The organism is Streptomyces sp. SID486 (genome assembly GCF_009865385.1).
GTDB lineage: Bacteria > Actinomycetota > Actinomycetes > Streptomycetales > Streptomycetaceae > Streptomyces.
The window spans coordinates 1-12115 of record NZ_WWJT01000070.1; the positions used below are offsets into that span (position 1 = coordinate 1).

General features: G+C 72.6%; 9 protein-coding genes and 1 pseudogene. 2 read left to right on the forward strand and 8 right to left on the reverse strand.

The features are described from left to right. From GT045_RS03260 to GT045_RS03275, 4 genes and pseudogenes are all read right to left on the reverse strand, one after another. Nucleotides 1-465: pseudogene (locus GT045_RS03260) on the reverse strand (ribonuclease E/G); the annotation flags it as partial. Between the two features lie 262 nt (nucleotides 466-727). Continuing rightward, nucleotides 728-1504, reverse strand: a complete 777-nt coding sequence (locus GT045_RS03265) for a TIGR03936 family radical SAM-associated protein (protein WP_161288360.1) — start codon at nucleotides 1502-1504, stop codon at nucleotides 728-730. Between the two features lie 46 nt (nucleotides 1505-1550). Next, nucleotides 1551-2720 (reverse strand): hypothetical protein, encoded by a 1170-nt coding sequence (locus GT045_RS03270; RefSeq protein WP_161333238.1) that lies wholly within the window; start codon nucleotides 2718-2720, stop codon nucleotides 1551-1553. A 37-nt stretch (nucleotides 2721-2757) separates the two neighbouring features. Next, nucleotides 2758-3357 (reverse strand): hypothetical protein, encoded by a 600-nt coding sequence (locus GT045_RS03275; RefSeq protein WP_161288356.1) that lies wholly within the window; start codon nucleotides 3355-3357, stop codon nucleotides 2758-2760. Nucleotides 3358-3515: 158 nt separating this feature from the next. Between GT045_RS03275 and GT045_RS03280 the strand changes: the two genes are divergently transcribed. Beyond that, nucleotides 3516-4760, forward strand: coding sequence for a dipeptidyl aminopeptidase (locus GT045_RS03280; protein WP_161333239.1), 1245 nt, complete (start codon nucleotides 3516-3518; stop codon nucleotides 4758-4760). Between the two features lie 7 nt (nucleotides 4761-4767). On the opposite strand, the gene GT045_RS39430 is transcribed toward GT045_RS03280, so the two are convergent. The 4 genes from GT045_RS39430 to GT045_RS03300 all read right to left on the reverse strand — a co-directional run bounded on the left by GT045_RS39430 (nucleotide 4768) and on the right by GT045_RS03300 (nucleotide 10869). Next, complete coding sequence (locus tag GT045_RS39430; RefSeq protein ID WP_237538326.1) at nucleotides 4768-7293, reverse strand: amino acid permease; 2526 nt, start codon at nucleotides 7291-7293, stop codon at nucleotides 4768-4770. A gap of 227 nt (nucleotides 7294-7520) precedes the next feature. Then, nucleotides 7521-8651: a catalase family protein gene (locus GT045_RS03290; RefSeq protein ID WP_161333240.1), complete on the reverse strand. Its 1131-nt coding sequence runs from the start codon at nucleotides 8649-8651 to the stop codon at nucleotides 7521-7523. Between the two features lie 54 nt (nucleotides 8652-8705). After that, nucleotides 8706-10058 carry a Dyp-type peroxidase gene (locus GT045_RS03295; protein WP_161333241.1) on the reverse strand — a complete coding sequence of 451 codons (1353 nt, stop codon included), beginning with the start codon at nucleotides 10056-10058 and terminating at the stop codon, nucleotides 8706-8708. A 220-nt stretch (nucleotides 10059-10278) separates the two neighbouring features. Beyond that, nucleotides 10279-10869: a hypothetical protein gene (locus GT045_RS03300; RefSeq protein WP_237538324.1), complete on the reverse strand. Its 591-nt coding sequence runs from the start codon at nucleotides 10867-10869 to the stop codon at nucleotides 10279-10281. Nucleotides 10870-11350: 481 nt separating this feature from the next. Here GT045_RS03300 and GT045_RS03305 point away from each other — a divergent pair, with 481 nt between their 5' ends. Continuing rightward, a complete protein-coding gene (locus tag GT045_RS03305) occupies nucleotides 11351-12025 on the forward strand; it encodes a GAP family protein (RefSeq protein WP_161297602.1) in 675 nt (224 codons plus the stop codon). Nucleotides 12026-12115: the final 90 nt, after the last annotated feature.

Here is a 12115-nt window from a genome sequence, read left to right on the forward strand (position 1 = left end):
CTCCTCGCCCACGACGACCTCGCCGGCCTCGGCGACGGGCTCAGCGGCGGCGGACGCGGCCGGGACCACGGTCTCGGCGGCGGTCCCGGCGGACACCGGCGCACCGGCGGGAGCCGACGCGCGGCGGGTCGCACGACGACGCGGACGCGCGGGCGCGGGCTCCTCGGCGGCAGCGGCGGACTCGGTCTTGTCGGTCTCTTCGGTCACATCTGCCTCTTCAGCGCCGGTGGCACCGGTGGTACCGGCGGCCTCGTCAACCTCGTCCGTCTCGGTACCCTCGGCCACCTCGGTGGCCTCGGCGGCGTCCGCGACCGGTATGGCCGGCACGGTGACCTCGGCGGACGCCTCGGGTCCGGAGGGCGGTCCCGCCGGACGCGAGGCGGCACGGCGGCGCCTGCGCGGCGGCAGCGTGTCGCTGGGAGTGTTCAGTTCGGAACCCTCTTGGGGTTCGGTCGGCTCGAGCATGCGGGCGTTTCTCCCGTCAGGCTCCCGGGCGCCGCACCTGGTCCGACGCCGGTCTCGAGGGACCGTCCGCCGTTGACGTCCGCGGCCCGCGCGAAGCGCGATGGCCGCCGTCCGGGGCGCGGGCGCCGCACGGGAGCACTCTGTGTCCTGTCTCGCCGGTTCCGTACGCCTTGTCGGTACGGCCTGGCGAAAGTCTTCTGGTCGGTGCGCCGCCCGACCCAGGTGGCTCCCGAGTACGAGGGCTGCGCTACGACGTCCGTCCCTACGCGGGACCTTCCGGCGTCGGCGCCGTCGCGGCGGCAACCGGTTGGGCCGTCAGGGCCTCGGCTGCCTCGCGGTCGGGCGCGAGCGGGTCGGTCACCGTGCCGGTCTCTTCATCGAACAGCCCCTGCGCCAGCCTGGTCACCGCTGCGGGGACCGGCGGCGCCAGGTCGGCCACGGCGCGGAGACCGGACAGGACGTCGTCGGGTCGTACGGCAGGCGTCACGTGCCGAACAACCAGCCGCAGTATCGCACAGGGCCGGTCACTCGGCCTATCAGCCGGTGCACCTTGCGTTTCCAGGCTCACCACGGCCGGGCGGGCGTCGAAGGTGCGGACACCGTTCTTGGTCGCCCGCTGGACCTCGACGGTCTCGGCCCGCCCGAAGGTCTCGGCCGCGCGCCGGGCGTCGGCAGGGTCCACTCCGTCCAGCCGCAGCTCCCAGACGGAGGCGGTCAGCCGGTCGGCGAGGCCCGGGGTCCGTGCCTCGACCGCATCGACGATGTCGAGGCCCGCGGGCAGCGACTCGTCGAGGAGGGCGCGCAGGACCTCGGGGTCACGCGGTGCGGTGAGCGCGATCTCCAGGTATTCCGCCTCACTGCCCGTGCCGGTGGGTGCGGCATTGGCGTACGACACCTTCGGGTGCGGTGTGAAGCCCGCCGAGTAGGCCATGGGCACCTCGGCGCGGCGCAGCGCACGCTCGAAAGCGCGCTGGAAGTCTCGGTGGCTGGTGAACCTCAGGCGGCCGCGCTTGGTGTACCGCAGTCGGATGCGCTGCACCGCGGGTACGGGCGGCGGGCCTTCGGGCTGTCGCTTGCCCAGTGTCCTAGTCCTTCGTGAGAACGGTCGTACTCCTACCAAGAGTACGTGTGTCGTGGGCCGCGGGTTCCCGCCGGTCCACCGCGGCCGGCTCCCGGGGGGTGCCGAAGGCCCTCTGCCGGTCCACCGCGGCCGGCTCCCGGGGGGCGCCGAAGACCATCCGCCGGAACTCCGCACGGGCCTGGCGGGCCGTGTCACGGGCCGAGACCAGCGCCTCGCGCCCGATCCTCCCGGCCGTGCGCAGACCCGCGGCGACGGGCCGCAGCACGGCGGCCCGCAGGGCGTGCCCGACCGGAGTGAGCACGGTCCGGTACACCCAGCGCACCGGTTCCACGAGGATCCACCGCAAGAGGGTCCGGAGGACCCGCCCGACGGCCCGCGAGATCCGCCCGGCCACCCGCCAGGCGTGCCCGAGGGCCGCGCCCACCTCGCGCGCGACGAGGGCGAGGAACCTGCCGGCGGGGGCGAGGACCCGGCGCCACAGCACCAGCGCGGGCAGGACGAGCAGCACGCGGGCGGTCCGGTACAGGGCCAGGCCGATCCCGGTGACCAGCAGGGCCAGCAGCCGGCCCAGTCCGCGTACGCACCAGGCGACGGCCCGGCCGACGGGCGCGAGGACCCAGGTGTACAGCAGGCGGGCGGGTACGACGCACAGACACCGGGCGAGCCAGGCTACGGCCGTCCACACCCCCAGGCCGACGGCGGCCACCACCGCGCCGACGCCCCGCAGCAGCCAGGCCAGCCCGTGTCCGACCGGGCGCAGCACGCGCGCGTACACCCAGGCCAGCCCGGCGCCGATCCCGCGCGCCAGCAGGGCGACGGCGTGACCGAGCGGGGTGAGGACATGGCGGTGCAGCAGGCGCGCCGGGACGACGAGGAGGACGTGCCCGAGCCATCCGAGCGCCTTCCCGGCGGGCACCAGGACGTACCGCCACAGGCCCACGAGCGGCCACACGAACAGGGCCCTGCCGGTCCACAGCAGGGCCCGCCCGAGCGGCCTGAGCACGGTGTCCCGCAGAAGCCGCCCGGTGGCGACGAGCGCGTCCCACACCATCCGCACGGGCACGACCAGCACGAGGACGACGATCCGCACCGGCAGGCGCACGGCGACGACGAGACATCCTTCGGGCCGGGCCGGTGCTGGCGGCGGGGCGGACGGCGGTTTCTGCAGATCCATACAGGGGTAGACGCACGAGCCACCCGTCCGGATGCGGCTAGGTCGTGCGGGCCTTGTACGCCTCCGGGTAGCGGGCCGTGAACTTCACGGCCACGACGAGCAGGGCGACGGGGACGACCCAGTTGAACCAGTCGTCCTGGGCCGGGTAGCGCACGGCCAGCCAGGTGGAGACCGTCATGAGGGCGAAGGCGGCCCCCCACAGGGCCGTCAGCACGCGGTTGATGTGCCGGAAGACGGGCGTGTCCCACAGTTCGCGAGGGGTCTGCTCCCGGGCGTACTGGGCGGTGAACGGGTCGACGAACAGCGACCCGAGCGCCACGACGGCCACCAGCCCGTTGGAGATGACCTGGGCGTACGTCTCCAGCCAGGCGAGCTGCCCGCGGTGCAGGGCCAGCGCGAGGACCGCGAGCACCGCGAAGAACACGATGCCGGTGATGTCGAGGACGCGCAGGTTGCCGTGCAGCAGGTCCTGGCCGGCCAGGACGAGCGAGGCGACCAGCGCGGCGAGGGCCGCGTACTCCCAGGTGCTGGGGCTCGCGACCACCCCGAAGATGATCCACGGGGCGAACGAGAAGAAGATGCCGCCCTCGCTGACGGGCTTCCCGGCCGGGGCCTTCCTCGCCGTCTGCTGAACCATGGGGCTCCTCCCGCCCGGTGACGCGGCCGTCCCTTCACCCATCGTGCGGCCGCCGGGCGGTACCCCGCCTGTCGTGCGGTCCGGACGGAACGCTCCTAGCGTGAACATGCGGTCCGGACGGTCGGGGGTGTGCCGGTACGACCTCCCCGGGAGCGGCCATGAACCACCGGTTCAACGACAACGTCCAGTTCGACTACGAGATCCGTCTCGCCCTGGGCTCGGCCTGGCGCCGGGGCGCCGACGTGGGCGAGGTGCTCGCCACGGCCGCCGCCGTCGCCGACGGGGACGGGGAGGCGTGGTTCACCGCCTGGCTGGAGCTGGGCCGCAGGGTCCGGGAGCAGGCGGACCGCGACGCGGCCGGGGGGCGGACGGTGAGCGCGCGGGACGGCTGGCTGCGGGCCGCCGGGTACTTGGGCACGGCCCTGGTGGGCGTGGACGCGGTCGCCGACCCCGACGCCCGGCTGGCCGAGGTGTTCCCCGAGCACCGCGCGTGTCTCGACCGGTTCCTGGGCGCCTGGGATCCGCCCGCCGAGCGGGTCTCGGTGCCGTACGAGGACACCTCGCTGCCCGGGTACCTCGTGGGCCCGCCGGGGTCCGGGCCCGCGCCCACGCTGATCGTCAACAACGGCAGCGACGGCCCGGTCAGCTCGGCCTGGACACTGGTCGGCGCACCGGCCGTGGATCGCGGCTACCGTGTCCTGCTCTTCGACGGCCCCGGGCAGCAGTCGATGCTCTTCGAACGCGCGGTGCCCTTCCGGCCCGACTGGGAGAAGGTCGTCACCCCGGTCGTCGACTTCCTGCTGTCCCGCGCGGACGTCGATCCCGCGCGGATCGCCCTGGCCGGCATCAGCCAGGCCGGTTACTGGGTTCCGCGCGCCCTCGCCTTCGAGCACCGGATCGCCGCGGCCGTCGCCGACCCGGGCGTGGTCCGCGTCGTGGACAGCTGGTGGCCCCACCTCGGCCCCGAGCTGCGGGCGCTGTGGGAGTCCGGCGACCGTGCCGCCTTCGACGGCTGGCTGGCGGAGGGGCTGCGCCAGGACCCGGCCCTGGCCGCGACGTGGCGCTGGCGCGCCAAGCCGTACGGCATCGACTCGCCGTTCGACCTGCTGGCGGCGGTCTCCCGGTACGACGTCACGCACGTCGCCGGCCGGATCACCACGCCGCTGCTGATCACCGACCCGGACGGCGAGCACTTCTGGCCGGGTGCCTCACGGGAGCTGTACGACCTGCTGCCCGGCCCGAAGCACCTGGTGCGCTTCACCGAGGAGGAGGGCGCGCACCTGCACTGCGAGCCGATGGGCCGCGCGCTGTTCGAACAGCGTGTCTTCGACTGGCTGGACGACCGCCTCGGCGTCCGCGAGGGGCGGCGGCCGGCCGCCGGGACGGCGCCGCCCGGAGGGTAGCCGTCCGCTACCGGCCGTCCGGCGCGGGCAGATCCTGCTCGGTCCAGATCGTCTTGCCGGTGGCGGTGTAGCGCGTACCCCAGTGGTGGGTCATCTGGGCGATGATGAACAGGCCCCGGCCACCCTCGTCGTCGTTCGCGGCGTGCCGCAGGTTGGGCGAGGTGTGGCCGCTGTCGGAGACCTCGCAGATCAGGCTCCGGTCGCGGATCAGGCGTACCTGGACCGGGCCGCCGACGTAGCGGATGGCGTTGGTGACCAGTTCGCTGACGATCAGCTCGGTGGTGAACGCGAGGTCGTCCAGTCCCCAGTCGCCGAGTTGCTTGCTGACGGCCGTGCGGATGGTGGCCACCGCGGCCGGGTCCGGCAGCAGCGCCCACTCGGCGAACTGGTTGCGGTCGAGCCGGCGCGTGCGGACCACCAGCAGGGTCGCGTCCACGTCCACCGCGCCGGGCAGCAGGGTGGTGACCGCCCTGTCGCACAGCGTCTCCAGGGGCTCCCCGACGTCGGCGAGGATCTCCGACAGCCGGGCGAGTCCGGCGTCGCGGTCGTCGGCGGCCTGCAGCAGCCCCTCCGTGAAGAAGGCGACGAGACTGCCCGGCGCCAGCTCCAGTTCCGTGCTCTGGTAGGGCAGGCCGGCGATCCCCAGCGGCGGCCCCGGCGGCAGTTCGGGACAGCTGACGGCGCCGGTGTGCGGTTCGGCGACGGCCAGCGCCGGTTCCCCGGCCCGGGCCAGGCTGCACCTGCCGGACACGGGGTCGTAGACGGCGTACAGGCAGCTCACGGCGTGCGGCCTCCAGCCCCGCGGCCCGGCCCCGTCCTCCTGTATGGCCTGCTCGACCAGGTCGGTCAGCCGGGACAGCAGCTCGTCAGGGGCCAGGTCGAGCCGGGCCAGGACGCGCACCCCCGTACGCAGTCGGCCCATGGTGGCCGCGGCCCGCAGTCCGTGCCCGAGCACGTCCCCGACGACCAGGCCCACCCGGGCACCCGACAGCGGGATGACGTCGTACCAGTCGCCACCCACCCCCGACCCGCTGTCGGCGGGCAGGTAGCGGCTCGCCGCGTCGACCGCGGTGTGCGGCGGCAGGTGGTGCGGAAGCATGCTCCGCTGCAGTTTGAGGGCCACGCTGTGGCCGCGGGTGACCACCGGCATCAGCAGCACACCGATCAGCAGGGCGCCCAGGCCCAGGACGGCGACCCCGCCGGTCCGGCCGATCAGCGGCAGGTCGACGGCGGTCGCGCCGTACCCGGGGTTCGCGTAGACCACGAAGGAGGCGTACAGGAACAGCAGGAGCATGATCAGCCCGCCCAGGCCGGGCAGCAGCCCCTTGAAGACCAGGTCCCTGGCGTTGAGGGTGAGGATCTTGCGGTGGTACCAGACACAGGCGAAGCCGGTCAGTCCGTACTGGAACGCGATCGCGAGGCCGACCGAGTCGATGGAGTCGGCGAGGACGTTCTTGCTGAACGACGACAACAGGACGAGCACGGCGATCGCCGCCACTCCCATGCCGACGGTCCCCCACGTGGGGGTGAGGAACCGGCGGTGGACCCGGGCGAACCGGGAGGGGACCGCCTTGTGGACCGCCATGGAGAAGACGGTCCTGGCCAGGGGCAGGATCGTGGTCTCGGCGGAAGCCAGCGCGGAGATCAGCACCATCAGGATCAGCAGCCTCGACAGCAGCAGACCCGTCTCGCCGCTCCCGAACACGGCCTCGCCGAGGCCGGAGAAGACGTCGTCCGCGTTCTCCGTGTTGCCGAGGCCGATGCCTTTGGTGCCGACCCCCGCGAACGCCTGCGCCGAGGTGGACACGAGCCCGTACATGACCAGGAGCAGCACGGTGGACGTGACCCCGGCCCGGCCCGGCACCCGGGTGCTGTCGACGGTCTCCTCGTTGACCGAGAAGGCGGTGTCCCAGCCCCAGTAGATGAACACCCCCGCGAGCAGGCCCGTGGTCAGGGCCTTCGCCGAGGGCACCTCGAACGGGTTGAACCAGGAGGCGGAGACGTGGATCGCCGTCGGGGGCGGATCGGTGTAGACCCGCACCAGCGCGAAGACGGCGAACACGGCCAGCATCAGCACTTCCAGGCACAGCAGCCACCGCTGGACGGCCGCCGAGAAGCCGATGCCGACGTAGCAGATGACGGTCAGTACGGCGATCCAGACGACGCCCGCCACGGTGGTCCACAGCCGGTCCTCCGCCAGACCGTCCAGCCCCACCAGCCGGAAGCCGTAGGCGGCGGCGATCCCGGCGAGGTTGGCCATCACGATGATGTTGGCGACGATGAGGCCCCAGCCGCCCATCCAGCCGGTGCGCGGTCCGAAGGCGCGGGTGGCCCAGGTGAACGTGGTCCCGCAGTCGGCGTCGCTGGCGTTCAGTTCCCGGTAGGCGTACGCGATGAGCAGCATCGGGACGAACGCCATCATCGTGACGATCGGGGCCTGCAGTCCGACCCCGGCCACGATGATGCCGAGCGCCGCGGCGAGGCTGTACGCCGGACCGGTGGAGGCAAGGCCCATGACCACCGAGGAGAACATCCCCAGGGCGTTGTTCTTGAGCCCCTTCCGGCCGGCCGCGGTCCCGGGCGCGGGACGGCCGGCGGACTCGGCGCCACCAAAGTGCCTCACACTTGATTCCAACGCCGCGCCACTTCCCTCCGCAACAGCGCGAGGTCCACGGGGCGGCCTGCGGTCACCCGTCCGGGCGGCCCCGGGACCGGACGAGGCGGGCGGCAGCGCGCCGGCCGCGTCCTCCGAGCGGTCCTCTAACGAGGCGGTCCGAGCACCTCGTCGGCGCTGCGCGGCTCCGTGCGCGGCTGCCGGTTGAGCTTGTGGCGTTGGACGGAGGAGCGCCGGTAGACCTCCTTGCGGGCCCGCATGATGTTGCCGAGGGGAGCGTGCTCGGCGGTGACCCGCCAGGGCGTGAAGGACAGCGAGTCCATCTTCGCCAGGTTCTCCGGGCCGGAGATGTCCTGCCTCGGAAGCCGCAGCCGGGCGACCGTGACGGAGGGCGAGAGCTGCTCGGGCCACTCCACGGTGGTGTCCTCCACCGGCATCCGCTCCAGGTCGGTGCAGAGCTGGACCTGGATGTCGAAGGCGTAGGGCCGCTCCTGCAGCTCGGCCTGCAGGGCCGGGCGGAACACCTCCTCCCCGGAGGCCGGGTCGATGTGCCGCCGGACCACCGCGGCGGCGGCGGACGGTTCGGGGGTGAAGCGCACCTTGGCCACATGGTCCCCGTGCCGGACCGCCCCCATGGTCCAGTAGCTCGACAGCAGCAGGTTCGCCGCAGGGGTCTTGGACAGGCGGAGGAAGGCCAGGAACTCGTCCCACGCCCAGTCGTCCTGGTCCAGCGTCCCCTTGCCGGTGACGAAGTCGGTGAAGAAGCTGCGCGCGCCGGGACGGCCCCGGGAGAAGTAGGCCGGTGCGTTCAGGAACAGCTCCTGGATGAAGACGTAGTGCTCGACGGTGTTGCAGAAGAAGATCGGTCCGTTGATGTTGGCGTAGTCGAACGTGCCCGTGTCCGGCTCGTCGTCCAGCAGGGTCGGGCCGGGCATGCCGAACATCTTCAGGGCCAGTCCGGTGGCGGCGCCCAGCCTCGCGTCGGCTCCGGCGTGCGGCGAGCCGTTGGAGAAGCGGATGAGCGCGTCGTGGGTCCCCGGGGTCGCGTAGACGCCCTGGGCGTACTCGGCGGGGAGCCCGTCCAGGATCTCCACCTCTCCCCGGACCAGGCCGTAGCCCTTGGCGTGGGCGTCACGCAGGGCCTGACCGGTGCCGCCGGCCGCCACGGACTCGGCGATGTAGCTCTCGGTCCTGTCGATCACCGTCTGCAGGTGCTTGTCGAAGTCCGGGTCGTCGTCCTCGATGTCAGGTGTGTAGCGGACGAACTGTGCTGCCATGGCTTCGGCCTCCCTTCGGAAGGCGTGTTCGGACGTCGGGGACGGCGGTCCCCCTCAGTCCTCCAGTTCGGCGAGCCAGCGCAGGGCGCGCAGACCCGGCACGAAGCAGTACTCGCCGCCGCGGGTGGCCACGAAGCTGGGCAGGTTCCGCAGCCGGCGCCGGACCGGCTTCTCCGGGATGGTGACGCTGCCCGTCCCGCCGTGGTGCCCGGCCACGGGGTCCTGCTCCCCGGGGTAGCCGATGAAGTTGCCGTCGTTGACCCACTCGGCCTTGATGAACTCGAACTGCCGCTCAAGGTGGGCGCCGATGAAGACTCCGACCAGACCGCGGTCGGCGCCGTCGTCCTCCAGCACGCCCTCGGGCAGCGGCGGGCCGTAGGTGGTGCCGCGGCGGATGAGCCGGTGCATCCGGGCGTCACCGATGATCGTGGCGTCACGGGGGTTGTTGCGGCGGATGTGCGCGCCGGCGGGACAGCGCAGGCCGCGGTCGTCGTTCTCCCGGTACAGGAAGTTGTTGACGCGCTGCGGATCCGCGGCCAGTTCCGGGTCGTCGTGGTCCGGCGTCAGCGTCAGCGGTGCCCCGCTCGGCCAGCGCCCGATCATCTTCGCCGCCAGGAGTGCCTCCTCCTCGGCGCCGGAGCTGTTGGCGCGCAGGTAGCGGCGCCAGGCCGCCACGTCGGTGTGGATCTTGCGCACGGCCACGTAGGTGCCGTTGCGGCCCAGCACGTCGGGGCTGGGCATGGGCGGCAGGTTCCCGGTCTCGTCGGGGTAGCCGAGGATGAACTCGCCGGCCTTGATGGGGGCTTCCTGCGGATTGGAGCCGGGCAGTCCGACTCCCTCGATGTTCGGGTGGCTGATGCCGTCGCGGAAGCCGAAGGTGGTGCGCCCGGTCGGGAGCTGGTGGACGTCCTGCTGCCAGATCACCTCGACACCCGGGGTCTCCCGGAGAGCGGCCCCGGCCCGCTCCAGCTCCCGTTCCAGCTGCCCGGCGTCGGAGGACAGGGCGCTCAGCGCGATGTGGACCTCGCCGGTCCCGAAGGGGGCCTCCCAGTTGGCCGGGGCGTTCTCCCCCACGTCCCCGATCAGCCCGGCCCGCGCGGCCATGCCCTCCCGGAACGCCCGCGGGAAGCTGTCCAGCGATTCCTGAGGCACACCCAGGGCCCTCAGCCCCTGGTAGGTGAACGCCACGGCCACCCAGGCGTCGTGACTCCGGTCCGGGCTCGGCAGACCGCCCGAGGTCACCGGGAGCAACCGCCGCAGCAGGGCACGCCCGGCGTGGCGGTCGTCGACACGCAGGAAGACGAACTTCCCCTCGTAGGGCACGGGCCGCGGACGCAGCGCCCCGCTCTGGATGTCGTCGATGTCGACCCGCACACCGGCCGTGTCCCCGCTGTCCACCGTGTTCATGGTCGCTCGTGCCTCCGTATCGGTATCCGCTGGGCGACCCCGTTCCGGCAGGCGTCCGGTGGCCGGCCCGGTACGCCGGCGCCGGGACGGCGCTCGACGGGGGCCTGCTCTGCGGGAGCCGGTGCCGGGGTGGCGCCCGGCGGCGGGCGGGCTCTCGGGTACCGGCGCCGGACCGGCTCCCGACGGCGCACCGGCTCGCGGGCCGGCCGCGCCACGGGTTCTAGGCGGAGGCCTCGTCCAGCAGCTTCTGGAAAGCGGGCGTGGCGACCAGCTCCGCGTTGGCCGGGTTGTCCAGTGCCGCCCGGAACTCCGGGGTGTCCAGCACCTCCTGGAACGCCTGGCTCACGCGCTGGTCCTTCCAGACCTGCTGAACGGTCAGGTCGGGATAGGAACTCACGAAGACACCGGCGGGCTCCTGGTGGGAGACGAACCAGTCCTTCACCCCCGGATCCTTGACGCCGGGGAACCCTTCGGTGTGCGAGAAGACCTTGTCGAAGCGGTCCCCGACCTCCGTCTGGGCGAAGTCGTCGATGTAGTTGTCCCAGGAGCCGTCGAAGACGCTGGCGAACATGTGCCGGGTGTCGTTGTCGAAGATCACGTGCCGTGCGTCGTGCAGGGTGCCGATCTGGCGCAGGGCCGCGTGGACTCTCTCGTCGTTCGTGGCATCGGCGAGCATGGCCAGATCCTCGCGCATGGCGTCCGCGTGGCCCGGTTTGATCTCGGTGAAGACGGTGAACTCATGGGAGACCCCGTCCGACCTGCCTGGCCGCTCGGGGTGAGCTGATCGAGTCGCACCTGTCGTCGCAGTCATCGTGTGATTCTCCTGCCACGGATCGGTGCAAGGGACGCCCAGCGCCCGGGCATGAGGCGCCATCGCCCTCACACGCCCATCCTCACCGCGGATGTACGGCCCCGCATCTCGGCCCCGGACGCCGGGACGAGCACCTCCCGTACCGGGTGCCGCCCTGTGCCCGCCCGGTGCCGCAGCGGAGGCCGTGCGCACGTCAGGGGAGACCGTGCGCACGTCAGGGGAGACCGTGCGCACGTCAGAGGGAGCTCCCGAGGACAGATGGAGCCGGGCGCAGGAAGATGGGACGGGGCGTGCCGGGTACAGGTCGTCGCCTCACCGGCCGGCCGTCCGGGCGTGGCCGTGCAGCCGCGGCGCGGCCGATCGCACGGCAAGGCGCTGCACCGCCCGGGCACCAGGCACCCTGCCTCCGCCCGACCTCTGCTCGACCGGCCACCCGACCTCTGCTCGACCGGCCACCACCTGAACCCAGTTGGAGGCAACCATGGGCGCAGTTCTCGGTGACGTACTGGGTTTTGCGGCCGGCGTCGCGGTCAGTCCGCTTCCGATCATCGCCGTCATCCTCATCCTCGCCACACCCCGGGGACGTCTCAACGGAGTCCTGTTCACCGTCGGCTGGATCCTCGGGCTGGCGGTACTGGGCGCGGTGATGCTGGCGGTCGCCTCCCCCGCGGGCGCCTCCACGAACAAGCACCCGGCCACCTGGGTGGGAGCCCTCAAGCTCGCACTCGGCCTGCTGCTCCTCGTGTTCGGCGCCCGGCAGTGGCGGCGGCGCCCGAAGGATCCCTCGCAGGCGAAGCTGCCGAAGTGGATGGGAGCGATCGACCGCCTCACGCCGGTCAAGATCTTCGGACTGGGGGCGGCCCTGGCCGCGCTCAACGCCAAGAACGCCCCGCTGACCATCGCCGCGGGCGCCGCGATCGGCTCGGCCGGTCTGCCGGTCGGGCAGCAGATCGCATCACTGGCGATCTTCGTCGTGATCGCCACCCTGGGTCTGCTGGTCCCGCTCGGAGTCTTCCTCCTGGGAGGAGAGCGGGCCCGGAACACACTCGGGAACTGGAAGGACTGGGCGGCTCAGCACAACGTCGCCGTGATGGCCGTGCTGTTCTTCGTCCTCGGCCTGAAGCTGGTCGGAGACGGCGTCTCGATCCTGACCTGAACCGGCGGTGCGGCCTCCGGGCCTCTCCCAAGTGCCGTGACGGCGACGTCGGTTGATGGCGGAACGGTCGTGCTGCGGCCGGAAGAACCT